Source organism: Oceanococcus atlanticus, from assembly GCF_002088235.1.
In the GTDB taxonomy this organism is placed as follows: Bacteria; Pseudomonadota; Gammaproteobacteria; order Nevskiales; family Oceanococcaceae; genus Oceanococcus; species Oceanococcus atlanticus.
On record NZ_AQQV01000001.1, the window covers coordinates 1,064,953 to 1,090,169 of the forward strand.

At 58.4% G+C, this 25,217-nt stretch carries 23 protein-coding genes and 1 pseudogene; 16 read left to right on the plus strand and 8 right to left on the minus strand.

Annotation, left to right across the window (positions count from 1 at the left end; all coding sequences use genetic code 11):
• The first annotated feature begins 56 nt into the window (after window positions 1-56).
• Window positions 57-1,112, plus strand: coding sequence for an outer membrane protein assembly factor BamD (locus tag ATO7_RS05045; RefSeq protein WP_083560111.1), 1,056 nt, complete (start codon window positions 57-59; stop codon window positions 1,110-1,112).
• Between the two features lie 56 nt (window positions 1,113-1,168).
• Here the strand turns inward: ATO7_RS05045 and ATO7_RS05050 are convergent, their stop codons facing one another.
• The 3 genes from ATO7_RS05050 to sucC form a co-directional block, all read right to left on the minus strand.
• A complete protein-coding gene (locus ATO7_RS05050) occupies window positions 1,169-2,767 on the minus strand; it encodes an NAD+ synthase (RefSeq protein WP_083560114.1) in 1,599 nt (532 codons plus the stop codon).
• A gap of 61 nt (window positions 2,768-2,828) precedes the next feature.
• On the minus strand, window positions 2,829-3,701 hold the full coding sequence (sucD, locus tag ATO7_RS05055; protein WP_083560116.1) for a succinate--CoA ligase subunit alpha: 873 nt from the start codon (window positions 3,699-3,701) through the stop codon (window positions 2,829-2,831).
• 2 nt (window positions 3,702-3,703) lie between these two features.
• The gene (sucC, locus tag ATO7_RS05060; RefSeq protein WP_083560118.1) at window positions 3,704-4,870 is read right to left on the minus strand and encodes an ADP-forming succinate--CoA ligase subunit beta; all 1,167 of its coding nucleotides are present in this window, start codon (window positions 4,868-4,870) and stop codon (window positions 3,704-3,706) included.
• Window positions 4,871-5,021: 151 nt separating this feature from the next.
• Between sucC and ATO7_RS17225 the strand changes: the two genes are divergently transcribed.
• The 8 genes from ATO7_RS17225 to ATO7_RS05095 all read left to right on the plus strand — a co-directional run bounded on the left by ATO7_RS17225 (window position 5,022) and on the right by ATO7_RS05095 (window position 13,666).
• Window positions 5,022-5,183 carry a hypothetical protein gene (locus ATO7_RS17225; RefSeq protein WP_407938460.1) on the plus strand — a complete coding sequence of 54 codons (162 nt, stop codon included), beginning with the start codon at window positions 5,022-5,024 and terminating at the stop codon, window positions 5,181-5,183.
• Complete coding sequence (locus ATO7_RS05065; RefSeq protein ID WP_146680153.1) at window positions 5,158-6,792, plus strand: sensor histidine kinase; 1,635 nt, start codon at window positions 5,158-5,160, stop codon at window positions 6,790-6,792. Before ATO7_RS17225 ends, ATO7_RS05065 begins: the two co-directional genes overlap by 26 nt.
• Before the next feature lie 76 nt (window positions 6,793-6,868).
• Window positions 6,869-7,096, plus strand: a complete 228-nt coding sequence (locus tag ATO7_RS05070; RefSeq protein ID WP_083560122.1) for a hypothetical protein — start codon at window positions 6,869-6,871, stop codon at window positions 7,094-7,096.
• A gap of 64 nt (window positions 7,097-7,160) precedes the next feature.
• On the plus strand, window positions 7,161-8,519 hold the full coding sequence (locus ATO7_RS05075; protein ID WP_083560124.1) for a sigma-54-dependent transcriptional regulator: 1,359 nt from the start codon (window positions 7,161-7,163) through the stop codon (window positions 8,517-8,519).
• 159 nt (window positions 8,520-8,678) lie between these two features.
• On the plus strand, window positions 8,679-9,107 hold the full coding sequence (locus tag ATO7_RS05080) for a pilin (protein ID WP_083560126.1): 429 nt from the start codon (window positions 8,679-8,681) through the stop codon (window positions 9,105-9,107).
• A gap of 186 nt (window positions 9,108-9,293) precedes the next feature.
• Window positions 9,294-9,731, plus strand: coding sequence for a pilin (locus tag ATO7_RS05085; protein WP_083560128.1), 438 nt, complete (start codon window positions 9,294-9,296; stop codon window positions 9,729-9,731).
• Between the two features lie 110 nt (window positions 9,732-9,841).
• Entirely contained in the window at window positions 9,842-11,767 is a 1,926-nt protein-coding gene (locus ATO7_RS05090; protein ID WP_083560130.1) for a hypothetical protein, read from the plus strand.
• 60 nt (window positions 11,768-11,827) lie between these two features.
• Window positions 11,828-13,666, plus strand: coding sequence for a tetratricopeptide repeat protein (locus tag ATO7_RS05095; protein WP_158523055.1), 1,839 nt, complete (start codon window positions 11,828-11,830; stop codon window positions 13,664-13,666).
• Between the two features lie 32 nt (window positions 13,667-13,698).
• Here ATO7_RS05095 and ATO7_RS05100 read toward each other — a convergent pair whose 3' ends face one another.
• The 5 genes from ATO7_RS05100 to ATO7_RS05120 form a co-directional block, all read right to left on the minus strand.
• On the minus strand, window positions 13,699-14,643 hold the full coding sequence (locus ATO7_RS05100; protein ID WP_083560134.1) for a lysylphosphatidylglycerol synthase domain-containing protein: 945 nt from the start codon (window positions 14,641-14,643) through the stop codon (window positions 13,699-13,701).
• Window positions 14,644-14,648: 5 nt separating this feature from the next.
• Window positions 14,649-16,292 (minus strand): asparagine synthase-related protein, encoded by a 1,644-nt coding sequence (locus ATO7_RS05105; protein ID WP_158523056.1) that lies wholly within the window; start codon window positions 16,290-16,292, stop codon window positions 14,649-14,651.
• A 103-nt stretch (window positions 16,293-16,395) separates the two neighbouring features.
• A complete protein-coding gene (locus tag ATO7_RS05110; RefSeq protein WP_083560138.1) occupies window positions 16,396-17,589 on the minus strand; it encodes a polysaccharide pyruvyl transferase family protein in 1,194 nt (397 codons plus the stop codon).
• Complete coding sequence (locus tag ATO7_RS05115; protein ID WP_083560140.1) at window positions 17,589-18,710, minus strand: glycosyltransferase; 1,122 nt, start codon at window positions 18,708-18,710, stop codon at window positions 17,589-17,591. Before ATO7_RS05115 ends, ATO7_RS05110 begins: the two co-directional genes overlap by 1 nt.
• Before the next feature lie 52 nt (window positions 18,711-18,762).
• Window positions 18,763-19,614, minus strand: a complete 852-nt coding sequence (locus ATO7_RS05120; protein WP_169712858.1) for a glycosyltransferase family 2 protein — start codon at window positions 19,612-19,614, stop codon at window positions 18,763-18,765.
• Window positions 19,615-19,738: 124 nt separating this feature from the next.
• Here ATO7_RS05120 and pilB point away from each other — a divergent pair, with 124 nt between their 5' ends.
• The 7 genes and pseudogenes from pilB to ATO7_RS17115 all read left to right on the plus strand — a co-directional run bounded on the left by pilB (window position 19,739) and on the right by ATO7_RS17115 (window position 25,213).
• Window positions 19,739-21,460, plus strand: a complete 1,722-nt coding sequence (gene pilB, locus ATO7_RS05125; RefSeq protein WP_206044794.1) for a type IV-A pilus assembly ATPase PilB — start codon at window positions 19,739-19,741, stop codon at window positions 21,458-21,460.
• Window positions 21,461-21,505: 45 nt separating this feature from the next.
• On the plus strand, window positions 21,506-22,723 hold the full coding sequence (locus tag ATO7_RS05130) for a type II secretion system F family protein (RefSeq protein ID WP_083560142.1): 1,218 nt from the start codon (window positions 21,506-21,508) through the stop codon (window positions 22,721-22,723).
• A 13-nt stretch (window positions 22,724-22,736) separates the two neighbouring features.
• The gene (locus tag ATO7_RS05135) at window positions 22,737-23,603 is read left to right on the plus strand and encodes a prepilin peptidase (protein ID WP_083560144.1); all 867 of its coding nucleotides are present in this window, start codon (window positions 22,737-22,739) and stop codon (window positions 23,601-23,603) included.
• Complete coding sequence (gene coaE, locus ATO7_RS05140; RefSeq protein WP_083560146.1) at window positions 23,600-24,208, plus strand: dephospho-CoA kinase; 609 nt, start codon at window positions 23,600-23,602, stop codon at window positions 24,206-24,208. Before ATO7_RS05135 ends, coaE begins: the two co-directional genes overlap by 4 nt.
• Window positions 24,209-24,263: 55 nt before the next feature.
• A complete protein-coding gene (zapD, locus tag ATO7_RS05145) occupies window positions 24,264-25,034 on the plus strand; it encodes a cell division protein ZapD (protein WP_083560147.1) in 771 nt (256 codons plus the stop codon).
• Window positions 25,022-25,111, plus strand: a pseudogene (gene yacG, locus ATO7_RS17110) (DNA gyrase inhibitor YacG); the annotation flags it as partial. The gene zapD and the pseudogene yacG, both read left to right, overlap by 13 nt.
• Complete coding sequence (locus ATO7_RS17115; protein WP_240499442.1) at window positions 25,112-25,213, plus strand: DNA gyrase inhibitor YacG; 102 nt, start codon at window positions 25,112-25,114, stop codon at window positions 25,211-25,213. It abuts the pseudogene before it with no gap.
• The last annotated feature ends 4 nt before the right edge of the window (window positions 25,214-25,217 follow it).

Genomic DNA, 25,217 nt, shown 5'->3' on the forward strand with positions numbered 1-25,217 from the left:
TTCGGATGCGTGGTCTGGCTTCGCTATACTAGGTGGTTCGCTCAAGGGAATAACTCATGTCTCGGCTGCAATTCCGAATCCTACCGCTGGGTGCATTGTGCACGGCAGTGCTGCTCGCGTCCTGTGCCAGCAACAACGAACCCGGCATAGGCTCTCTGCGCGACGACCCTCTGACCCCCGGCTCACTGGACGAACAGCGCGTCGCGCGGCTCAACGCAACGCAGCTCTACGATTCCGCTCGTGAGGCCCTGGACTCCTCCGACTACGCCACCGCGATGCAGCTCTATGATCGCCTGGATGCGCAATACCCGTTCTCGGAGTTCGCCACCCAGGCGCGCCTGGAAAGCATTTATGCGCAGTATCGTTCCTACCAGCCGGAACTGGCCCTGAGCGCAGCGGACCGCTTCATGCGCTCTAACCCGCGCCACCCGGATCTGGACTACGTGCTCTATCTGCGCGGGCTGATCAACTTCGACCGTGGCGCATCCGACATTCTGGACGCCCTGGACATCGATTCCTCGACCCGCGACCCGATCAATGCGCGCCGCGCCTTCGAAGATTTTGGCCGCCTGGTCCAGCGCTTCCCCAACAGCATCTACGCCCCGGACGCACGGCAGCGCATGGTCTACCTGCGCGAGCGCATCGCGCGGCACGAAATGGCCATTGCGCGTTTCTATGAAACGCGTCGCGCCTGGGTGGCAGTGAGCCGTCGTACGCAAGACATCATTGCCAAGTATCAGGGCAGCGCAGTGATCCCCGAAGCACTGGCCATGCTGGAGCGAGCCTACGCCGAGCTGGACCTGCCCGACCGCGCCATGCAGGTGATGGCGGTGCGTGAAGCCAGCTTCCCGGCCGACATGCAGCTTGCCGAGCCGCCCAAGCCTCAGGCAGCCGTCGCCGAGTCCAAGCCGCCCAAGAAAGACAAGCGCAAGGAAAGCGACGCGCCGGCCCCAACGGCAGCACCAGCGGCCACTCCGACGCAGCCGGCAGCCCTCGAAACCAGCCCTGCTCCCACGCTAGCACCAGCTGCCACGCCGGCGCCTGCACGCTCTGAGGAGCCAAGCTTTGGTGAGGACGGCGTGCTGATGCCGCAGCTGCCCGAAGGTTTCTGAGCTGCGTCTGAATCACGCTTTCGGGCTGCGGCAGCCAAGCCACAGCCCGAAAGATCTCACAGCTCGCCGTATTGCGCCGTCAGCGGATAACGCCGCTCACGCCCGAAGGCGCAAGACGAGACTTTAGGCCCGGGCGCGGCCTGACGCCGCTTGTACTCCGACAACCGCACCAGCCGCACCACCCGATCAACATCGGCCTTGGCGAAACCCTGCGCGTACAGCTCGCCAACCGACGCCTCGTGCTCGATGTAAGCCTTGAGCATGGCATCAAGCTGATCGTAGGGCGGCAATGACTGATCATCACGCTGATCCGGGCGCAGCTCGGCCGATGGCGGCCGCGTGATAACCCGCTCCGGAATCACCGCAGAGCACTGGTTGCGATAACGGGCCAGGGCATAGACCTGCATTTTGTAGACATCCTTGAGTGGCGCAAAGCCACCGCACATGTCGCCATACAGGGTGCAATAACCCACCGCCATCTCGCTCTTGTTGCCGGTGGTCAGCACCACGGCGGAAAACTTGTTGGCCAGAGCCATAAGCAGCGCACCACGAATGCGTGCCTGCAAATTCTCTTCTGCGGTATCCGGCTGGGTCCCGGCAAACGCATTCGCCAGCATCTGCTCATAGGCCTGCATGGCGGGCTCTATCGCGATGCTCTCGCATGCCACCCCCATGGCATGCGCCTGTTCAAGGGCATCATCCCGACTCATGGCCGCACTGTAGGGCGACGGCATGGCCACGCCACGCACCCGCTGCGCGCCCAGCGCATCCACTGCCAGGGCCAGCGTCACCGCCGAATCAATCCCGCCCGACAGGCCGATGTAGGCCAGGGGAAAACCGTTGCGATCAACATAATCGCGTAGCGCCCGCACCAGCGCCTGATACAGCACCGCCACCCCCTCGGGGTCAGCGAAGTCAGGATGCCCCTCAATGCCAAACACGCCCTCAACAAAGGCCGGTGCGCGCAGCACCCGATGTCCGCTGCTGTCCCAACACTGCGAGTCGCCATCGAACACCACATCATCCTGCCCGCCGACCGCGTTGACATAGGCGATCGCCAGTCCGGTCTCGGCCACCCGCTGACGGATCACTTCGGCGCGCTGTGCACGCTTGTGCTGGTCGAACGGCGAAGCATTGATATTGAGCAGCACCTGAGCACCCTGCGCTGCAGCCTGCGCCGCAACATCCGGCGACCACAGATCCTCGCAGATGCTCAGCCCATAACGTGTGCCATCAACCTCGAAGATGCAGGGCGCAGTGCCGGCGCGAAAATGGCGCAGCTCGTCAAACACCCCGTAGTTGGGCAGTTTCTGCTTGCGGTAGGTGTGTCGCACCACACCCTGGTGCAACACCGCTGCGGCGTTGTAACAGGTCTGGCCGGTGAATTCCGGGTAGCCGACCACCACGTGGATATCGCCCACCTCGGCAGCCAGCTCGAGCAGGCTGCGCTCGATCAGCTGCGGCAAGCTGCGCCGCTGCAGCAGGTCATCCGGCGGGTAACCCAGCAGGGCCAGCTCCGGGCACAACAGGATGCGCGCACCGGCGGCACACGCCTCACGCGCGGCCTCGGCGATACGCCGTACATTGCCGGCCACATCGCCCACATGCACCGGCAGTTGAGCCAGCGCGATTGTATTCAGATTGACTGAGGTCATAACCAAAAAGGGCCCGGCGCAAACCGGGCCCTTGAGAGCATGCGTTGAAAGATCGCGAGCTTTAGCCCAGCGCCTCACTCATGGCTTTGCCCAGATGGGCCGGCGAACGCACCGTTGACACCCCGGCGGCTTCAAGCGCGGCGAACTTGTCATCCGCGGTGCCCTTGCCACCGGCGATGATCGCGCCCGCGTGGCCCATGCGCTTGCCAGGAGGCGCGGTCACACCGGCAATGTAGGCCACGACCGGCTTGGACACATTGGCCTTGATGAACTCGGCGGCCTCTTCTTCCTTGCTGCCACCGATCTCGCCAACCATGATGATGCCTTCGGTCTGCGGGTCCTTTTCGAAACGCTCGATCACGTCGATAAAGCCCAGGCCATGCACCGGGTCGCCACCGATGCCGACGCAGGTCGACTGACCCAGGCCGTTGTTGGTGGTCTGGAACACGGCTTCGTAGGTCAGGGTGCCGGAACGCGACACGATGCCGACCTTGCCCGGCTTGTGAATGTGGCCCGGCATGATGCCGATCTTGCATTCGCCCGGCGTGATGGTGCCCGGGCAGTTGGGGCCGATCAACACGGCGCTGGGATAATCCTTCAGTGCTGCCTTGACCTTGACCATGTCGGCCACCGGGATGTGTTCGGTGATGCACACGATCACTTCGATGCCCGCATCGGCCGCTTCCAGAATGGCGTCAGCTGCAAACGGCGCCGGCACGTAGATCATGGACGCGGTTGCGCCGGTTTCGGCGACCGCGTCATGGCAGGTGTTGAACACCGGACGGTCCAGATGCGACTCACCCACACGCCCCGGCGTGACACCACCAACCAGCTGGGTGCCGTAGGCAATCGCCTGCTCGGAATGAAAGGTGCCTTGCTTGCCGGTGAAACCCTGGCAGATGACCTTGGTGTCTTTGTTGATCAGAATGCTCACGCTCAGGCTCCTTTGGCCGCGGCGACAACGCGCTCGGCAGCATCGGTGAGGTCAGTGGCGGCGATGATGTCAAAGCCGCTGTTGGCGAGAATTTCGCGCCCTTTTTCCACATTGGTGCCTTCCAGACGGGCCACCACGGGAATGTTCAGACCGACTTCCTTGACCGCAGAGACAATCCCCTCGGCAATCAGGTCGCAGCGCACGATGCCGCCGAAGATATTGACCAATATCGCCTTGACGTCGGCGCCGGAGGTGATCAGCTTGAAAGCCTCGGCCACGCGCTCCTTGGTGGTGCCTCCGCCAACGTCCAGGAAGTTGGCCGGCTGACCGCCGTGCAACTTGATGATGTCCATGGTCGCCATAGCCAGACCCGCACCGTTGACCATGCAGCCAATGTCGCCATCCAGGGTCACGTAGTTCAGACCGTGAGCGGCCGCTGCACGCTCCTTCTCATCTTCCTGCGAAGGATCACGCAGCTCGGCGATGGCCTTCTGACGGAACAGGGCGTTGTCATCCATGTTGACCTTGCCATCGAGCGGCAGCAGATTGCCGGACTCGGTCACGATCAACGGATTGATTTCCACCAGCGAGGCATCGCACTCCATGAAAATGCGATACAGACCGTTGAGAATTTTGAAGAACTCACCGATCTGACCTTTGTCCAGGCCCAGGAAGAAACCGACTTCGCGGGCGTGGTAGCCCTGCAGGCCGGCCGCCGGATTGATGTAAACGGTCTTGATCCGTTCCGGCGTTTCTTCGGCCACCTCCTCGATGCTCATGCCGCCGTCCGGCGACGCGATGATGGCAACACGCTCGGTCGCACGATCCACCAGCATCGACAGGTACAGTTCGCGCGCGATCGGTTGCGGCGACTCCACGTAGACCGAGTTGACCGGCAGACCTTCCGGCCCGGTCTGAATCGTAGCCAGATGCGTTCCGAGCATGGCCTCAGCGGCTTCTTCCACCGCCTCGATCGAATCAACCAACTTGACCCCGCCGGCCTTGCCGCGGGCGCCAGCATGAATCTGGGCCTTGACCACCCAGCGGTTGCCGCCCAGCGACTTGGCCTTTTGCCGGGCCTCATCAATCGAACTTGCCAGTTCGCCTGTCGGCACAGGAATGCCGTAACGGGCAAACAGGTCTTTAGCCTGATACTCGTGTAAATTCATCAGTGGTGTTCCCAGGATTGAGGCCCCGCGGGCCGGTATGTGCGGCGCAGTACACTAGCTCATCCGCCATGGCGGGGCAAAAACGCAACGTTACGTGACGATGATACTACTGCGCATACTGCTTCTGGGTGGGATTGTCTGGCTGGTCTGGATGGCGTGGCGGCAGCTGCGCCCCTCACAGCCCGAACCGCCGTCCGACGCATTTGAGCCTATGCTCAAGTGCTGTATTTGCGAGGCTCACGTGCCTCGCGCTCAGGCCATTGATATTGAAGGTAAAACATATTGCCGTGAGCACGCCCCGACAGGAACCTGAGCGGCCCATACAACGCTCGCGCATCTCCGGCATCGACCCATGGCGAACACTTGAGGCCCTGAGTTTTTACCGCGCGGCCCTGTGTGTCGCCCTGCTTGCACTAAGCGCAAGCGATTATCGACCACCTTATTTTGATGGCCCACAGGCAGAAATGCTTGATGGCCTGCTGTACGTTTATCTGTTCCTGTCTGCGCTGCTTTTGATCATCGTTCGGGGCCAACAGCCGACGGCAAAATGGCAAGCTGCCGTGCACATAGGCAGCGATCTCGGCATCCTCATTGCCCTGGTGTTTTTCAGCCAGGGGGTCGCCAGCGGAATCGGGGCCCTGCTGGTAACACCAGTGGCCGCAGGCGGACTACTGCTCAGCCGCCGCTTTTCCGTCGTCCCGCCAGCGATCGCCACCATTGCCCTGCTGGGCACCGAGATTTACCTCAACTGGAAATTCCCGGTTTACGCCGAGAACTACACCCAGACCGGAATGCTCGGCGCCGGCTTGTTCATCATCGCCATAACCGGCAACGCCCTGGCACGCCGCGCGCGCGAGTCCGAAGCACGTGCAAACCGCGCCCAGAGCGACATCGCCAAGCTGGCCATGTTGAGCGAGAACGTGATCCAGAAGTTGCAAGCCGGCGTTTTGGTCGTCAACGCCGACGGGCAAATCGAACTGCTGAACAGAGCGGCGCGCAATTTGCTGGGGGCTGGCGCGGCGTCCGGACGCCACCTGTCAGCCTGCGCACCGACCGTGTGGCAACGCTTAAATCATTGGCGCCAAGACCCCAGCGCACTGACCAATACAGCATTGTCACTGAGCAACCATCAATCCGCGTGGGCCCAGTTCACACGCCTGGGCGCCGGCAGCGAAGCCTCAGCACTGATTGTTCTGGATGATGCCAGCCGGGTTGCCGAGCAAGCGCAATCCATGAAACTTGCGTCTCTCGGACGCCTGACCGCAAGCATCGCCCACGAGGTCCGCAACCCGTTGGCCGCCATCCAGAATGCGGCGGAACTGGCATCCGAGTCGGACACGCTCGGCTCCGAGGACCTGGCTTTGCTCGACATCGTGAAGCGACAGTCGCGCCGCCTTGAGGACACCGTCACCAGCGTGCTCAACCTGTCACGCAAAACTACCACACCGGCCAGCAACACGGAACTGCGCCCCATGATCGACGATGCGATTCACGATTTCGCTCAGCGCTGCGAAGCGCCTTCACCGCATATCAGCTGCAGCATCACACCGCCCAATCTGGCCATAGCGATTGAGCCAGTGCAGTTCGCTCAAATCATGAACAACCTGCTCGGCAACGCTCTGACCCATGCAACAGAACCCGGCAAAGCGCTAGAGATCAACATCGAGGCGCGCATCTCAGCCGACGGCAACCAGGCACTCATCGACCTTTTTGACAATGGCCCCGGCATTGACCGGGAGGCGGCAAAGCACATCTTCGAGCCCTTCTTCAGCACGCAGCACAGCGGCACCGGACTGGGTTTGTTCATCACCCGCGAACTGTGCGCCGCGGCTCATGGTGACCTGCAACTGATCAACCACCGCGAGGCCCAACGCGGCGCTTATTTCCGGCTGTCGTTTCCCGCCGCACTCACCGGCCCCTAACCGGCACGTTGCGGCAGCATGTCCGGACCGCCGCCACCGCACCGTATGTAAAGACACCCACATACGGAGACCCGACATGCTGCTGTACCAACACACGCAAGGCCACTATCTTGCCGTTGCACCGCACATGCGCTTTGCGCCCGCCGCCGGCTACGCTTTGTGCTTTGATGGCCGCAATGTGCCGGATGTGATTTGCAGAGCTTATGTGACAGAACACGGCGGCAATGTCATTGATGATGTCGACACCATTGTTTTGAGCGATGAGCCACGGCGCCGGTGCACGGCAGCCGCCCACGCGTGCTGAGAACATTTGGAGCACGGCGACAATCACTTACACTGAAGACCGCGCCCGTTTCGCCTAACGCCACATGACCGCCCGAGCCCTGATCGTCGACGATGAAGCCGATATTCGAGCCCTGCTCGAGATCACCCTGTCCCGCATGGGGCTGGAAACTCAGGCGGCGGCCTCACTGGATGAAGCGCGGCATGCCCTGGCCAGCAATAGCTATGCCCTTTGCCTGACCGATATGCGCCTGCCTGATGGTCTCGGCATTGAGCTCGTACGCGACATTCAAATCCACCACCCGGATCTGCCAGTGGCCGTCATCACCGCTTACGGTAACGCCGAAGACGCCGTAGAAAGCCTCAAATCCGGAGCCTTCGACTTCGTCACCAAACCGGTCGATATCAGCACTTTGCGCAGGCTGGTCAACAGCGCATTGCAGACCAGCCAAGCCCCTGCCCCGCCGCAAGTTGAAGCCGCCACAGATCAACCTCAGCTGACCGGCGAAACGCCAGCCGTTGAGGAACTGCGCCGCATGATCGCCAAGCTGGCCCGCAACCAGGCGCCCGTGCACATCCGCGGTGAATCCGGCACGGGCAAAGAACTGGTCGCAAAAATGATCCACGCGCAAGGGTCACGCGCCGAGAAACCTTTTGTACCGGTCAACTGTGGCGCGGTGCCCACAGAACTCATGGAAAGTGAGTTTTTCGGCCATAACAAGGGCAGTTTTACCGGCGCGGTAGCGGACAACCCGGGCCTGTTCCGCTCAGCGGATGGCGGCACGTTATTTCTGGATGAGGTGGGTGACCTGCCCATTCACATGCAGGTCAAGCTACTGCGCGCCATACAGGAGCGCAAAATCCGTCCTGTGGGTCACAGCCAGGAAATTGATGTTGATGTCAGGATCATCTCGGCGACCCATCGCGACCTGCAACAACTCATCGCGCAAGGCCAGTTCCGCGAAGATCTGTACTACCGACTGAACGTCATTGAGATTGATGTACCCGCACTCCGCGATCGGCGTGCCGACATCCCCACGCTGGCAAAAACCCTGCTGACGCGTATCAGTGAGCGACACGGATTGCCACAAAGCGAACTCAGCCAGGACGCCCTGCGCACCCTTGTCAGCTATGACTTTCCCGGCAATATCCGCGAGCTTGAAAACATACTCGAACGCGCCGCAGCACTGGCCGAGAACGAACAGATCGAGACCACCGATCTGCGCCTACAGCCTAGCGCCCGGATTGATCCTGCCAACGAAGAAGAACCCACAACAACCAAAAGCCAGCCCGCAAATATTGACGATTCGCTGGCACAGGCTGAGAAAGCTCGCATCATCGATGCATTGGAGCGCACGCGCTACAACAAAACCCGCGCCGCCGAACTGCTGGGCATCAGTTTTCGCTCTTTACGCTATCGCCTGAAGAAGCTCGGGATCGATTAAGCACCTGACAAACTTTGTCAAAAAGACAGAGAAATTGTCAGATCAAACTCGCCACCCCGCCACCAAGATATCTCTACCACACTGTAATTAAAAACAATTTCCGCATGGCACTTGTGTTGCATTGGCTAGCTTGAGAGCCATTCGCACGATGGGGGTATCATGCGAAACATTCAAAAAGGGTTCACGCTGATCGAATTGATGATCGTCGTGGCCATCATCGGCGTCCTGGCCGCCATTGCCATACCGGCCTATCAGGACTACACCATACGGGCGCAAGTGTCGGAAGGACTGAGCTTGGCTTCAGGCGCAAAATCCGCGCTGTGGGATTACATCTCTGAAACTGGCCAGCTTCCACCCAGCAACGCCAGCGCCGGCCTACCGCCTCCCGCCTCGATCAGCGGCAACTACGTGAGCGCGGTTGATGTTGCTGGAGGGATCGTTGAAGTCACCTTCGGAAACCGGGCCAATGTGCAAATCAACGGGCAAACGCTGCAGATGTCCGTAACTACCGGCAACGGCAGCATAAAATGGAACTGCACCGGCGGAGATCTTGCAGCACGCCACCGCCCCACCAGTTGCCGCAATTAGATTGGCGACATTTTTTGTCAGTTTTCGACAAAAATACTCACTTCCCGACCATTCGCTTTCGAAAATGAAGGCGTGGGGCTCACAAAATTCCAACCTGAAATGCAGTGGCACGAAGGTTGCGAATCGAACCCGGCGGACTTGCTCCGCAAAGGTTCGAACCTTTCTAAAATTTTAGGAGAATTTCAAATGCAGAAGGTACAACAGGGCTTTACCTTGATTGAACTGATGATCGTTGTTGCGATCATCGGCATTCTGGCCGCGATTGCGATCCCGGCTTACCAGGATTACACCATCCGTTCGCAGGTTTCTGAAGGCCTTTCGCTGGCTGCCGGCTCCAAGACGGCTGTTGGTGAGTTCTTCACCGACCGTGGCACCTTCCCGACCAACAACGCCTCTGCAGGCGTTGCTGTTGCAGCCTCGATTGCTGGCAACTACGTCAGCCAAGTTGCTATCGCGGCTGGCCTGATCACCGTTACCTATGATGCCGCCAATGGCGCTAGCCCGAACACCAAGATCGCTGGCGATACCCTTCTGCTCTCACCGATCGACAATGGTGGCAGCCTGAAGTGGACCTGCAAGACGAGCACCTTGGAACCGAAATACGTTCCGTCGTCCTGCCGTTAATTAGCTGATTTCAGCTTCTGAAAGGCCGCATAATGCGGCCTTTTTTATACTCCGAAATTTTGTCGAGACCAGCCAGTCAATTTGCTCTCCGCGCGTTGCTTTGCACCGCTTTGCTGATCGCCACCGTCTGGGCCTATCTACCCGGCTTAGCTGGTGACTTCCTGTTCGATGACTACGCCAACCTTAGCGCACTGGGCGCTTATGGCCCCATCGATTCCGGCCCTGCATTCTGGCGTTACATCACATCCGGCATCGCCGACCCTACCGGCAGACCCATCGCGTTATTAAGTTTTCTATTGGATGCCCGCGATTGGCCCGCCGATGCCCACGCTTTCAAACGCAACAATCTTGCGTTGCACGTGTTCAACAGTGTCCTGCTCCTTACTGCTCTGTGGCGCATTCTCGCCACGCCGCAATTCCGCGCTGCGCAACTTACTCATGCCTTTCCCATCGCGCTGATGGCCACCGCTTTCTGGGCACTTCACCCGCTGATGGTTTCGACCACGCTGTACGTCGTGCAGCGCCAAGCCATGCTGCCCGCCACATTCTTCCTACTCGCGTTGCACGGCTGGATCAGCGGACGCCTATGCTTGCACGCGGGCCGAGCCCTCAGCGGTTTTTTGTGGATGAGCCTCAGTGTCGGTTGTGCCACCACATTGGCCACGCTGAGCAAGGCAAATGGTGTGTTACTTCCAAGCCTGATCGGTGTCGTGGAAATCACCTTGCTGGGACAACGAGGCAACGCCGCTGCTCAAACCAGGGGATTGAACAGCGCTCGAATCGCCCTGCTCCTGGCGCCGTCGATCGCTGTTCTAGCTTACCTACTGGGGCAAATTCCCAGCGCAGTCGAATCCAGCAACCTGTCGCGTCCTTGGACGCTGACCCAACGGTTACTCACCGAACCTCGCGCGCTGTTCGACTATCTTGGGCTGCTGGTTCTTCCACGGCCCTTCACAAGCGGACTTTTCAACGATAATTATCTACTGTCTAGCAGCCTCAGCACACCATGGAGCACACTCCCAGCGCTTGGCGGGATTATTGGCTTGTGCTGGTTTGGGTTCGCCAGCAGATACCATCGTCCACTGCTAGCCTCAGCACTGATGTTTTTCTTTGTCGGCCATGCACTTGAGTCAACCGTGATTCCACTCGAGCTGCACTATGAACATCGCAATTACCTGCCCGCACTGCTGCTGTTCCTGCCGTTAGCTGCGCAATTGCGCCCCGCAGGCAAACGCGCACATATCACGACCGCCGTAGGACTCATACTGACTATGACCCTGGCCTTCATGACCCATGCGCGCAGCACCCTTTGGGGCAACCCACACGAACAAGCACTGGTCTGGGCAGCCTTGAACCCTGACTCACCCAGGGCTCAGACATTTGCCGCAGCTCACGAAATGCGCACCGGACAAGCCCATGCGGCATACGCCAGACTCTCCAAAGTCCTACAAGATCATCCGAACGAAATTCAACTCTCGCTGAACAGCATAAGGGCAGCATGTTTATCGAGGCAGTTCACCAGCCATGATCTTCAGAGCGCTGTCGATTCGATTACAAACGCAACGCATGGCGGTCACTTTCTGTTCACCTGGCTCACATCCGCTCTGGAATCATCCGACCTCGCCGATTGTGAGGGTCTACCGTGGGACTGGGCTTCACGTTTGCTGGATGCGGCCCATGAGAATGGCAAGCTTTCAGGTCTCAACATCCGCCAACAGGAGCTGCTAAATCTTCAAGGGCAACTGGCTCTGAGCAGAGGAGATGGTGACCGCTCCCTGAGCCTTTTCAATCAAGCGCTGGAACTGCATGCCACACCTGCGACAGCTTTGGCTCAGGCTGCGGCGCTGGGTAACGCCGGTTTCGCCAATCACGGCTTGCTGCACTTACAGCATTTTGAGGAACTGCCCCGCATCCAATCAAGCAAACATCTGAGCATGACCAATCTCCACCAGTGGATCCTGCAAAACCAGGGTTACTGGAAAAACGAACTCACAAACTTACGCATGGCTCTGAAAACCGATGCACAAAACTATTGATTGAGTATGAGGATTCACATTGCAAAACCATATCAAGCGACCACACTTGTAGTCGCCAGTATGCTGATCACTGTGGCGGCCTATTTTCCAGGTTTGAACGGTGGTTATCTGTATGACGACTTCCCCAACATCGTAGACAACAGGTCCATCCACCAGACCGAGTTCACGATCCCGGCCCTAATGGACGCGGCCACCTCATCGCCCTCAAGCTTTTTGCAACGGCCGCTCGCATCTATCAGCTTTGCTGTTAACCATATTTTCACTGGTCTTGATCCATTTTGGATGAAAGCAAGCAATCTGTTCATACATCTGCTGAACGGGTTTTTGCTTTACCTGCTCGGACGCTTGCTCCTTCAGCAGCTGCGCATCAGCAATCATCAAGCCTCACTCTATGCCGCATTGATAGCTTCGATGTGGCTGATTCTCCCAATCAACATCAGCGCCGTGCTCTACGTCGTCCAAAGAATGGAATCGTTGGCGCAGGTATTCGTAACGCTCGGCTTGCTTGGATATTGCCACGGCCGACTGCGGATGCTGCAAAACCAACGTTTCGGCCTTGCACTCGCTGTTATCAGCGTCAGCGTGTGCACGATATTGGGTGTTCTAGCCAAGGAGTCAGCTGCCCTACTACCGCTTTACGCGTTCGTGATCGAGTGCTTCCTGTTTCGGATCAAAGACCAGGCAGGCCGCTACGACATGCGCGTGATGATGCTCTTTACGGTTTTTCTAGTAGCACCCTACATGCTGGGCTTCATATGGCAATTTGGCAAAATAGGGAGAACCTCGGCATGGGCTGCTCGAGACTTCAACATGCTCGAACGCCTGCTCACCGAACCACGTGTTCTTGTAAGTTACCTCAAGTGGACCATACTGCCTTTGCCCAGCGACCTGTCGTTCTATCATGACAATATCGAGGTCTCCCGATCACTGATATCGCCCTGGACAACCGGACTTTCGATACTGGTACTGATTGCTTTGGCAGCCTGTGCAGGCTTGCTTCGCCAGGGTCTTCCCCTGATCAGCCTTGGCATCGCACTGTATCTTTGCAGTCATACGCTGACTGCGACGATTATCCCGCTTGACCTCGCTTACGAACACCGCAACTACTTTGCCAGTTTCGCGGTTCTGTTAGCTGTGGTCGCAGGGATCATACATTCACACACTCACAGAGCCGCCAGGCTGATTCTGGTCGTGCTCACAAGCTATTGGCTGCTCTTCACAGCCTGGACTGCGACAGCGTGGAGCCATCCCGTCACATTAGCTCAGGAGCTTGCCATTCGCGCCCCGGATTCACCTGGCGCTCAATATTCGTTGGCTCAGACTTATATCGTTGCTTCAGAATATGAGCTCGATTCACCTTACCTGCCACTGGCGTGGAAGATTTTGGAGAAGACCGCGACCTTGCCTAAGGCATCGATCCTGCCGGAAAGCGCTCTCATTTTTACCCATGCGAAACTGGGATTGCCTATTAAGGATTACTGGTGGGACAACCTGCTCGCAAAGCTTTCCAACCAGAACCCGGACTCCGAAGATCAAGCGGCCATAATGTCTCTTGCGCAGTGCACAAGAAACAAGATCTGCGCTCTAGACTCGCAGCGCATGATTAGTATGTTCCTGAGCGCGCTGGATCATGAGACCAAACAACCTCGGGTTCTAGCCGCTTACGGAGACTATGCCTGGAACATATTGCGCGATACTGAACTTGCCCTAGATCTGGCAACAGAGGCCGTCGATCTAAAACCACGGGAGCCCGAGTACCTGATTACACTCTACAAAATGCAGAGCGCGCTCAGGCTAGAGTCAGAAGCACTAGAGACATGGCAACGACTGATTGACCGAAACCACTTGGGACAGCTAAACGAACGCCTATCTCTTCTCTCCTCCCCAACAGGCCAATAAGTAATCTTTGCCCCCTGCCATTGCCACCCACTCTACGACAAGCGTTCGTAGCGAAAAATGCGCTTTATAATCAGATAGAGGCCGGACAATACCCCTCCAACAACCGCTGTTACGATCATCGCCAACCGATCTAGAACCAGAGCCAACATTCCGGCCTCAAAAGAGAAACCCAACGCTACAGAAAGTGATGCCGTAACGACCTCGCGTACTCCCATCCCCCCCGGCGTAATAGCCAAAACTGAGAGTAAAGTTCCCACAGGTGCCAAAATCATCAAATCCTTATAGCCAACATCTAAGCCGGAAAAACTGAAACAGATGTGCATACGAACAGCCACAAGGGTGAACTGAACCACGATTAGGATCGCCAGAGCTGCAACTAGGCTGGGGCGCCCGCGCATTACGGACACGGAACAAATGAATGTGTCCAGCCAGTGTCGGACATTACCGCCACTATGATCACGCCAGATCTTCACCCATGGAGCGAAAAGCAGAATCAGGCCCAACCCTGCCAAACCGACAACCCACACCTGAAAAAAAACTTGCCCAGCCCATTTTGACGACCACAATAGACCGCCCAAGATTACAGTGACCGCGGAAACAAAAAGCAATAACAGCAGGCGGAAATATGTGACCGCAGAAAACTCCGCAAAGCCAACGTCTCTATAACGTTTCAGGTACAACGCTCTGAAAGCAATTCCGAAACGCACGGGCGAATAATTAATAAGAATCCCGAGAAAAAAAACCGAGAGGTATTCCAGAATTGGAGGAGGTCGAGATACAACCGCGATCGACAGATAGCTCTGGACATAAACACTCAACCAGCCAAGAAAGGTCAATCCGCTGAGCAACGCCAACAAGCCGAGCGGGACATCTGTCATCGCCGCCATGCTTTGCGGGCTGAGTACGATGAACAGCATCAGCAAGCCCAACGGCACGATCACGGAGAGCGCACGAAGCAAACCCGAATAGCGTGCCATACCGCTCAATCAAGCCCCCGACCAAAACGCGCATAGCTGGCAAGTAGTCCGAGCTGCTGTGAGGTGAATTTATCGATGGTGGCGTAGCGGCGGTATAACCGATGGGCCAATGGAAAACCGAACAACGCGGCACCCGCGCCCGGCTTGCACTCAAACGGCAGATCCAGAAAGAGTTCTTGCACTGAAGATCTCAGCTCCCGTCGGTACCAAAGATCAACCGGCGCATGCACAGGCGAGCGCTTTTCCTGGTAGATCACATCAGGTTGGAGCAGCCCTCGCCGGTTGCAGAAATCGAGCAGGACAGCCTTGCCCAAACCCAGCCGTAGAGATGACTGGTCACGCATCAGATGTTCGGGCACCTTGGCCGCCACCGACGCCATGGCTTCGTGCATGAATGGTGCACGAATTGACAAGCCGCTCGCAGCCGCAGCACCAGCGAGTTTGCTGCGATTCAGACCTACTGAGCTTTTTGCGGAATACGCGCGTTTCAGAGGCGTCATGGACCGTGTGTGTTCGGCGAGCTGAGCCAGCACGCTTTCCACATCCATCACGTCGGCCGGAGCGTGCCGGCGCAAATTGCGTAGCGAAACCGGGTCGAATGTCCTCGCTGCCAGATAGCCTCGGACGATTTCATCCCGCTCAAGCAGCGACATGATGTTGCGCAAGACCCGCACAGGGTGCCCCAGCATGCGCTCAGCACGAGAGTTTGCACAGGCGGCATAGACCGTTCGGCGCAATACGCTTGGTAACCGGGCCAGCAGCTGCAACAAATGCACCCGCCGCGCCACTGTCGGATAACCAAGAAACAACCCGTCGCACCCATCGCCGGTGAGGCAATGCGTAATGCCATCCGCCGCCACCTGCTGGCAGGCATGGGCCGTAAACACCAGGTAATGTGCTTGCCCGGCAGGCTGTCCAAAATGCCGGGCATAATCGGTCAGACCACGCAGCAGAACATCAGGGGTCAAGTCCACCCAGTGGTGCGCGATACCGAGCTGGTCAGCCACCTCGGCCGCCAGCGGCTGAGTGAAGCCGGGTTCCTGGTAACGAAATGTGTAGGTCGACACATCATGCCCGCGGCGCACCAGCAAGCTCGCCAGCAAGGCGGAATCAAAGCCTCCCATGAGCACAGCGACACGCTCCGGCAAACCCTTGAAAGTACTTTCGAACGCCTGCTCCAGTGCCGTATCGACCTCCAGACTCCCGCTGAAAACGTCACCTGCATCATCGCCGCTGTCTGCCACGCCGGAGTCGCCGAATGAGCAAGGCATCGCCCCCTCAACCAGCGGCACGCCCGGCATGAGCGAGGAAACCCCTTGGTAAACGGTGTCCTGACCCGGGATAAACTCATAAGACAAGAGAAAGTCTTCCCAGCGACGGTCGAGCGCATTCGTTCCGGCCTCCCGTGCAACAGCAGCAAGGCAAGTGCCGATAACCACGCTCCGGCCAGCTCGATGCCGGTACAAAGGCCGGTTCCCGGCACGATCGCAAACGGCCACCAGCCCTTCGGGAAATTCAATCACGGCCGCAAACGCACCCGACAGGTTGCCTACCCCCCCCAGACCGGCGTCAAGCAGCCGCTGCAACAGAAACTCGGCAGCGCTGCCAGCACCCTGGATGTCGCAGTGCCCGACGCAATTCAAACGCACCCCCGACGCTTGCGCAGAGCTGAAATCAGGGCCAGTCGGCAGTGCGAGTCGGCGCACGCCTTCGTGGTGCGAATCCGACCTGACGATCAGTAGACCCGGCATATCAGGCACTAGCCTCACCTGTCGATAGCATCCGTACCGAGTGCAGGGCGCGACGGCGCAATGCCACGCGAGAAAACATCAGTGATCGGGACACCCGCTGCCCGTTGCGCAGCACATACTCGCATGCATCGACGATCTTCTGCGCGTTTACGTCGCCAATAGGTAAGGCCAGCTGCGACATGCCCGCCTCTTGCATCAGCCCGGTCGATTTGTGCTCGTAGCACAGCGCAACCACTGGCGTGGCCGCCCCGATAGAAAAGACCTGGTGGTGATAACGTGTCGCCAAAGACATGCAGGCCTCACCAATCAGCTTCCGCTGTGCGGCCACATCGGCAGCCCGAGGCATCACCCGCCAGCGCACCTGCGTATCCAGCCTGCTCCCGACGTCAGTCAGATAGTCAAAGTCTGAGTGAACCTTGCCACATAGCTGAGGCAGAAACACCACCTCAAGATCGTGCCGCAAAGCCAGATGATTGAGGGCATTGATGACCGACGCTTCATACGCCCGTTGACGCTCGGGCTCGCGCTGCCACGCCCGATGCTTGAGCACCGTCGCCGTGACAACCTTCTTCCTGGCCGCAGGCTCGATGACAGCCTGCAAGGGCGCCAGGAATGCCGAATCAGCCGTGACTTCAACCGCTGCCCCCGTCAGACCTTTGAGGTATTGCGCTGACACAGGCTCACGGAGACACACACCTGAAAACCAGCCAAACATGCGCCTCCTTATGGGATTCATGAGCCGATTTCCGAAGGGGCCGCACGAGGGCGCAAAAAGAAACATGCGCTTTTTGTGGATGCGTCCCAACCACACCAGAAAGACATGAACAAACTCGTGGTTCACATAGAGGTCGCCAAAATAAGGTCCTCCTGGCGCCGAAATCACCATGTCGCACTGCGTGTAAGCTGCCCAGATTGCCTTGGCAACCCGTGGCCCCCGTGTGAGTGCAAAACCGCGATAAACCCAGGCCCGAAGACATGCCGCGCCGGCAAGAAGAAACGCATCAAAAAGCGGCATGACGATGGGCAGGCAGGTCACCCCGGATGGCGCTGGCGGCAGGTGTGATCTGTCCTTGTGCTGGTAGAGCAGTGTTACCTGCGCACTTGGGTACTTCCTAGCCACGGCTCCCAGCATGCCCTGCATCGCAGCCTCATCGCCCCGATTTTCACCGTGTTGGTTAATTATCAGTATGTGCATTATTTTTCCAGCAGCTCCTTGATCAAGCGAAGCTGCGCTTTTGCCGAGAAGTTCGACTCAAACAATTCGCGAGCCAGGGCTGAATTATCACGCTGCGGCGCGTTGGCGCGCTGCTCAATCGCATCCGCCAGCGCCGCAGCCGAGCCCGCCGGAACCCGCTCCAACGCGACGGAGTGCTGAAAACCTCGGACCGCTGGTGAATCGGCGGTGATCACCTCCCTGCCCGAGGCCAATGCGTGGATCACCTTGTATGGGACGACACACTGGGTTTTTGCCGAGGTACCAAAGATTCCCAGGCAGATGTCTGCCCAAGCCGCCAAACCCTTCAGCTGCTCCTCTGTCTGGATACTCCGGTCCCACTGCACGGCCTGCATGGCCTGCGCACTCAGTGCCGCTGCAAACGCATCCGCGTCCTGACCATCCCCGACCACCCTGAAGACGACTTGCGACGGGCAGCGCTCAACCACAAGATTTACGGCCTCAGCGATGACCTTAGCCCCATGCAACGGCACGAAAGTGCCCCAGAAGGCAACCCGCAGCACATCGCGGTCAGCGCGGACCGGACTGGCTGCCCAAACGGTTTCGTCAATGGAGATGGGAAGAACGAAAACCCGATCGCAATCCACTTCGAACTTGTCACACAGCAAAGCCCGGTTCTGCTCGGTATCGACCACCAGACAGTCAGCTCGCCGCAGTAAAAAACGTTCAAGCCTAAACAATAAACGGTGCAATCGCCCCCCGCGTTTCAGCAACTTGCGGTCTTCAACAACCGTCTCGGTAAGGCAGATCATGGCGTCGTAGATAACCCGGCTGCCATACAGGCGCCTGAGTATCAGCGCAGGCATGATATCGAGCAGTGCAGGGTATCCAATCCACAACAAGTCGGGCCGCAAGCGCCGTGCTGCCCAGCCTCCCGCCCCCCACGAGGCGAGCATGTCAAGCATCAACCTGATCGCAACAAAGGGATTACGAAAAGCGCCCACACGCGCCGAACTCGAAGCTGCCCGCTCGCGCAGCTGGTTGTGCACATCAACGCCAAGCTCCCGCATGCGTGCAACGACCTGTTGCGTCCGCGCGTAGCGAGGCGAACTTTCAGCCGAGCCAAAGAAAACGATGCGCATAGTCTGTCCTGCCAACCCCCGTCACTTCAGGCCGTCACCACAGCGCAAAGCTTTAGCTGTCACGCCGGTACATCAGAGACGTAATCTGCTCCGAAACCAGACCTATCAGAAACACAATCACGCTGGCTGAGAACAGCAACATGCTCATGTTGGTGAAGCGCCCCATGGTGAAGAAGGTATACAGGTAGTAGGCCAGCGCAGTGAGGAAAAACACGCCGGCGGTCGGCAAAAACAACTTCAATGGCGAATACAGGGTGGCAATCTTGAAAATGATCAACAGGAAGCGGATGCCATCACGCACGGGTTTGATATGGCTGCTGCCAATTCGCGCCAGCACATCCACAGGCACGTATTTCACCGGGTAAGCGCTGCGAAAGAACGCCATGGTGGATGTGGTCGGGTAGGAAAACCCATTAGGTAACAGATAGAGAAACTCACGAAACTTATCCGCACGTACGGCGCGGAAACCGGAGGTCAAGTCGTAGATGCGATGTCCTGTAATCAGGCTTGCCAGCCTGTTGTAGAGCGCGTTGGCAAGGCCGCGGCTCACATTGGCCTGCCCTTCGCTGTCGCGGTAGCCCACCACCATGTCGTAACCTTCATCCAGCGCGTCCAGCAAGCGTTGAATCTCACTCGGCTGATGTTGCCCATCGCCATCCATCATCACCAGAACGTCATAACTGGCCGCTCGCGCACCGCGCTTGATGGCAGCACCATTGCCCATGCTGTAAGGGCTGGACGAAACACGTGCACCGTGACGCTCCGCAACCTCTGCAGTCGCATCCGTTGAGCCATCATCCGAGACGATAACTTCAGCCTGCGGATAGAGGCGCTTGATGTCCGGGAGGATTTTCTCCAGGCCTTCGGCCTCATTCTTCGCTGGGATTATGATGCTGAATGACAAACCTGAACTCTCTGTTGGCGACAACACACGAAGCGGAGCTTACTGGATACACGTCAGCACGTCGCAGTGAGCTAACTGAATCGGTATTATCGTTATTTTCCATGCGCACGTTCTGGGGATAGCAATGGGAGACGCGAAGGGCTCGGGCGGCTACCTGGGTGGGTTGGCTCGCCGCCTGGTCAAAGATGGCCTGCTGGATGAGGGCAAAGCGCGCGAAGCTCAGCAGGCCGCGCTCAAAAGTCGACGACCGCTGGTCACCTATCTGGTCGAGAACAGCCTCGCAAACTCAGCGGCTCTGGCTGCAGCAGCCAGCGACGAGTTCGGCTTACCGCTGTTCGACATCAACACCTTACGCGCAGACCCCAAACTTCTGGAGCAGGTCGATTCCAAGCTATTGGAAAAGCACCGCGCGCTACCGATTTTTGTACGTGGCAAAAAACTCTTTCTGGCCGTATCGGACCCTACCAATCTCGAGGCCATCGACGAGTTCAAGTTCAACACCGGCATGCCCACAGAGGCCGTGCTGTGTGACGAGGCAAAGCTGTCCAGACAGGTTGACGCAGCCATTGCGGCCGCCGACTCGGCGAGCATGGATCTGGGCGATGCGGACCTCGACAATATTGATGTTGACGAGACCACAAGCAGTGGCACCACCGACATCAGCAAGGCCGATGCGGACGACGCCCCAATTGTCCGCTTTGTGAACAAAATTCTTCTGGATGCCATCAATCGTGGGGCATCGGACATCCATTTCGAACCTTACGAATACAAATACCGCATTCGCTATCGCCTTGATGGCATTCTCCAGGATGTGGCCTCACCGCCGGTTTCGCAGGGTGTACGCATTGCCGCCCGCGTGAAAGTGATGTCGCGCCTGGATCTGGCCGAACGACGCATTCCCCAGGACGGCCGCATCAAACTCAAGCTGTCCAAGAACAAAGCAATCGATTTTCGCGTCAGCACCTGCCCGATTATGTTCGGGGAAAAGATCGTGATGCGTATTCTCGATCCCTCCAGCGCCAAACTGGGCATCGACGCACTGGGCTACGAGCCGTTCCAGAAAGACCTTTACATGCATGCGCTGTCCAAGCCCTATGGCATGATCCTGGTCACCGGCCCGACAGGTTCGGGCAAAACGGTTTCGCTCTACACCGGTGTGAATATCCTTAACACTCCGGATCGTAATATCTCCACCGCGGAAGATCCGGCGGAAATCAACCTGGAAGGCGTGAATCAGGTCAACGTGAACCCGAAGGTGGGACTGACCTTCGCATCAGCGTTGAAAGCGTTCTTGCGCCAGGACCCCGATGTCATTCTGGTGGGTGAGATCCGTGATCTTGAAACAGGGGAGATCGCGATCAAGGCGGCACAAACAGGTCACCTCGTGCTTTCGACCCTGCACACCAATGATGCTCCGCAAACACTCACCCGCCTGCTGAACATGGGCGTGCCTGCATTCAACATCGCAACATCTGTCACCCTGATCATCGCCCAGCGCCTGGCGCGTCGCCTGTGCAAAAACTGCAAAGCGCCAATTGATGTCCCCAAAGAAGAATTGCTCAAAGAAGGCTTCTCAGAGGAAGACATCACAAGCCCGGACTTCACCATCTACGAGGCGGTGGGTTGCGATCAGTGCAACAACGGCTACAAAGGGCGTGCCGGTATCTATCAGGTTATGCCGGTCAGTGAAGAAATCGGCCGCATCATCATGGCTGAGGGCAATGCTATGCAGATCGCAGAACAGGCCGCCAAGGAAGGCGTATGGGACCTGCGCCGCTCCGCATTGGAGAAGGTCAAACAAGGGATTACCAGTTTGACCGAAGCCAATCGGGTCACCATCGATTAGTGTAGGATCAAGCGGGATAACTCAGCGGGGGCGAGTACAAAAGCCATGGCGACAAAAGAAGCCAAACTCAACACTTACAGATGGCAAGCCATCAACAAGTCCGGCAGCCGGACCAAAGGCATCATTCAAGCCAGCAGTGATGCTGCTGCCAAGGCTGAACTGCGCAAGCAACAGCTCACCAACATCAAGCTGAGCAAGGAAATTCAGCTTTTCGGGCCCAGCAAGAAGAAGATCACCAGCGGCGACATCGCGGTCTTCAGCCGCCAGCTGGCCACCATGATGGAAGCCGGTGTACCGCTGGTTCAAGCGCTTGAAATCGTAGCCAAGGGGCATGAAAACCCGTCCATGGCCGAGCTAATTACGGCCCTCAAGATGGACATCGAAGGCGGCGCTTCGCTCGCTGAAGCGCTGTCAAAGCATCCGCTCCACTTCGACGATCTATTCGTCAATCTGACCGCCGCCGGTGAAGCGTCAGGTGCCTTGGAAGCGCTGCTGGACAAGATCGCCACTTACAAAGAGAAGACCGAGGCGATCAAGAAAAAGGTCAAGAAGGCGCTGACCTACCCCATCGCAGTCCTCGTCGTGGCTTTTATCGTTACAGCCATTCTGCTGATTTTCGTCGTCCCAACGTTTGAAGAGCTGTTTCAGGGTTTCGGCGCCGACCTGCCTGCCTTCACCCAGTTCACGATTAATATGTCGAACTGGATGCAGAGCAACTGGTTGTTCCTGTTTGGCGGCATTGGCGGCGCTTTTTGGGTGTTTAGCCAAGTCAAGAAACGCAGCCCTGCCTTCCGCCGCATGCTCGACCGCATCTCGCTCAGACTGCCGGTTATCGGCGACATTCTTGAAAAATCGGCCGTAGCACGCTTCGCTCGCACCCTTTCCACCATGTTCTCAGCCGGTGTCCCACTGGTCGAATCACTGGAATCTGTCGCCAAAGCCTCTGGCAACATCATCTTTGAAGAAGCCATCCTGGAAATGCGCGATCAGGTATCAACTGGCACCCAGCTTCAGCTGACCATGGCACAAGCGGGCATATTCCCCCCCATGGCCACGCAAATGGTCGCCATCGGGGAAGAATCCGGCGCCCTGGACTCGATGTGCGCCAAGGTGGCGACGTATTACGAGGAAGAGGTCGACGCACTGGTCGACTCCCTGTCCAGCCTGCTCGAACCGATGATCATGGCCATACTCGGGGTGCTCGTAGGTGGCCTGGTGGTGTCCATGTACCTGCCCATCTTCAAACTCGGCGCCGTGGTCTGACGTAAAACCACTGATGAATATTTTCGAACTGCTGGAGAGCTCTCCAGCAACATGGCTGGTCCTCAGCAGCCTTGTCGGGCTGTTGATTGGCAGCTTTCTGAATGTGGTGATCAGCCGCCTGCCGCGCATGATGGAAGCAAGCTGGAAGCAGGAGTGCGCCCTGTTGCTGGATGTCGAACAGCCGGCACAGGACGCACTGACCCTGTCTCGCCCGCGCTCGCATTGCCCACAGTGCAAAACGCCGATTCGGGCCTGGCAGAACATCCCGGTGGTCAGCTTTTTGCTCCTGCGCGGGCGCTGCAATCACTGTGCAAACCCCATCCCCTGGCAATATCCGCTGGTCGAAATTGCCGCAGGCCTGATTGCGCTCTGGGCCGCATCTCACTTCGGCTACGGCTGGCAAGCCGCAACCGCAATGCTGCTGGGGTGGAGCCTGATTGCCCTGACGGTGATAGATGCACGCACACAGCTGCTGCCTGATGCGATTGTGCTGCCGCTGCTGTGGCTGGGCTTGCTGGTCAACCTTTTTGAGGTGTTCGTACCCATTGAACAGGCGGTGGCCGGGGCAATGGCCGGTTACCTCAGCCTGTGGCTGGTCTACCACGCCTTCAAGCTGCTCACCGGCAAGGAAGGTATGGGCTTTGGCGACTTCAAACTGTTCGCAGCACTGGGCGCCTGGATGGGCTGGCAGCAGCTGCCCTGGATCATTCTCGCCTCCTCTGCCGTAGGCGCCACCATTGGCATTGCGCTGATGGCGACCAAGCGCCTGCAGCAAGGGCAGCCCATGCCCTTCGGCCCTTACCTTGCAATCGCCGGCTGGCTGGCCTTTCTGTATGGCCAGGATTTCGCCGTGTGGTACTTCGGCAAGATGGCGGCATGAGCCTGTGCGTCGGTCTGACCGGCGGTATCGCCAGCGGTAAAAGCACGGTCGGAAAGCTGTTTGAGACCCTCGGCGTGCCGGTTATCGATGCCGACCAGGTGGCGCGCGATGTAGTCGCTCCAGGCTCACCGGGTTTGCGCGCGGTCGCCGAGCACTTCGGCGCCGCATTCATCACCCCGCAAGGTGAGCTGGACAGGCGACGCATGCGTGAGCATGTGTTCGCAGCCCCCGATCAGCGCAAAGTCCTGGAAAGCTTGCTCCACCCTCTCATCAGAGAGGCCTTGCGCGCGTGGCGCGATGCACTCATGACGCCCTACGGGATTCTGATGATCCCCATTCTGCGCGAGGGGGGCTTCGACAGCCTGGTCGAGCACATCGTTGTGGTCGATGTTGCGCGCGAAACGCAGCGCGAACGCCTCATGGCACGCGACGATATTGATGCGTCTCTGGCCGACAACATGCTCAATGCGCAAGCCGATCGTGCAGACCGCCTAGCCATGGCCGACGACGTGATCGACAACAGCGGCGCGCCCGACAATCTGCCCCCGCAGGTCGAAGCCCTGCATCACAAGCTGCTGAGCCTGGCCCACGCACGTCAGGTTTGATCGCAGGCCGGCGAATGCGGACAATGGCCGGACGTCCCGCACCCTCAGAGCTTTCGTGAGCGACACCGACATCGTCTTCGAACAACCCGTCAGCGAGCGGGTTCGCACCATGCTGCGACTGGAGCATCTGTTTGCCCAGCTCGACCATCACCGGCAGGACGAAAGCCCCTGGGGCATGCGTGCCAGCATCGTGACGCTGATCGACATTCTGAGCCTGTTCAGCCGCAATGATCTGAAAACCGAAATCTCCCGCGAACTGGGCGAACGGCGTCAGGCACTGCTGCCTCTGCGCGATCGACCGGGTGTTGATGAGGGCCTGCTGGATGAAGCGCTGGGGCAACTGGAATCGACCATCAGCGACATCCAGGGCTGCTCCTCGCAGCGCATCAGTCAGACCCTCAAGGACAGCGACTTTCTGCTTGCCATCATCAACCGCAGCACGATCCCCGGCGGCACCTGCCATATCGACCTGCCACAGTTCCATCGCTGGCTTGAAGCCTCACCAACCACCAGCAGCAACGACATGGACAGCTGGCTGGGCAATCTGCGTATCTTCGAGAATGCAGTGGCGCTGTACATGCGCCTGCTGCGTCAGAGCAGCCACTGGAAAGACACCGATGCGGTTGACGGCATGTATGTGCACAGCGGCCAGGATAAATATCATCTGATTCGCCTTGCGCTGCCCCGGGGCCGCCATCTGTATCCGGAAATCAGCGCCGGCCGCCAACGTTTCTCGGTGCGTTTCATGCAGCAGGACTCGGCGCGCTCGGCAGCCGTACATCAAACTCACCCGATCCGCTTCAAACTCAGCTTATGCAGCCTGTAGCCTGCCCCCAGTGCGGCGAACCCGCCAGCCTGACGAATGACAACCCGTGGCGTCCGTTCTGCTCGGAGCGGTGCAAGATGATCGACCTGGGTGAGTGGTTCGAAGAAACCCGCAGCATTCCCAGCGAATCCCCGGACTGGGGCGATCACGGCGACGGCGAACCGCCGTCCTATCAGTAGCCTG

What these genes read in the sequence shown, in the direction of transcription:
- sucC (WP_083560118.1), bottom strand. Translation starts at nt 4,870, where the DNA reads ATGAATTTACACGAGTATCAGGCTAAAGACCTGTTTGCCCGTTACGGC.
- ATO7_RS05095 (WP_158523055.1), top strand. Translation starts at nt 11,828, where the DNA reads ATGCTGATCACTGTGGCGGCCTATTTTCCAGGTTTGAACGGTGGTTAT.
- ATO7_RS05130 (WP_083560142.1), top strand. Translation starts at nt 21,506, where the DNA reads ATGGCGACAAAAGAAGCCAAACTCAACACTTACAGATGGCAAGCCATC.
- coaE (WP_083560146.1), top strand. Translation starts at nt 23,600, where the DNA reads ATGAGCCTGTGCGTCGGTCTGACCGGCGGTATCGCCAGCGGTAAAAGC.
- ATO7_RS17225 (WP_407938460.1), top strand. Translation starts at nt 5,022, where the DNA reads ATGGCGTGGCGGCAGCTGCGCCCCTCACAGCCCGAACCGCCGTCCGAC.
- ATO7_RS17115 (WP_240499442.1), top strand. Translation starts at nt 25,112, where the DNA reads ATGATCGACCTGGGTGAGTGGTTCGAAGAAACCCGCAGCATTCCCAGC.
- ATO7_RS05075 (WP_083560124.1), top strand. Translation starts at nt 7,161, where the DNA reads ATGACCGCCCGAGCCCTGATCGTCGACGATGAAGCCGATATTCGAGCC.
- ATO7_RS05045 (WP_083560111.1), top strand. Translation starts at nt 57, where the DNA reads ATGTCTCGGCTGCAATTCCGAATCCTACCGCTGGGTGCATTGTGCACG.
- pilB (WP_206044794.1), top strand. Translation starts at nt 19,739, where the DNA reads ATGGGAGACGCGAAGGGCTCGGGCGGCTACCTGGGTGGGTTGGCTCGC.
- ATO7_RS05100 (WP_083560134.1), bottom strand. Translation starts at nt 14,643, where the DNA reads ATGGCACGCTATTCGGGTTTGCTTCGTGCGCTCTCCGTGATCGTGCCG.
- ATO7_RS05050 (WP_083560114.1), bottom strand. Translation starts at nt 2,767, where the DNA reads ATGACCTCAGTCAATCTGAATACAATCGCGCTGGCTCAACTGCCGGTG.
- ATO7_RS05085 (WP_083560128.1), top strand. Translation starts at nt 9,294, where the DNA reads ATGCAGAAGGTACAACAGGGCTTTACCTTGATTGAACTGATGATCGTT.
- ATO7_RS05080 (WP_083560126.1), top strand. Translation starts at nt 8,679, where the DNA reads ATGCGAAACATTCAAAAAGGGTTCACGCTGATCGAATTGATGATCGTC.
- ATO7_RS05115 (WP_083560140.1), bottom strand. Translation starts at nt 18,710, where the DNA reads ATGCGCATCGTTTTCTTTGGCTCGGCTGAAAGTTCGCCTCGCTACGCG.
- ATO7_RS05135 (WP_083560144.1), top strand. Translation starts at nt 22,737, where the DNA reads ATGAATATTTTCGAACTGCTGGAGAGCTCTCCAGCAACATGGCTGGTC.
- ATO7_RS05070 (WP_083560122.1), top strand. Translation starts at nt 6,869, where the DNA reads ATGCTGCTGTACCAACACACGCAAGGCCACTATCTTGCCGTTGCACCG.
- ATO7_RS05110 (WP_083560138.1), bottom strand. Translation starts at nt 17,589, where the DNA reads ATGCACATACTGATAATTAACCAACACGGTGAAAATCGGGGCGATGAG.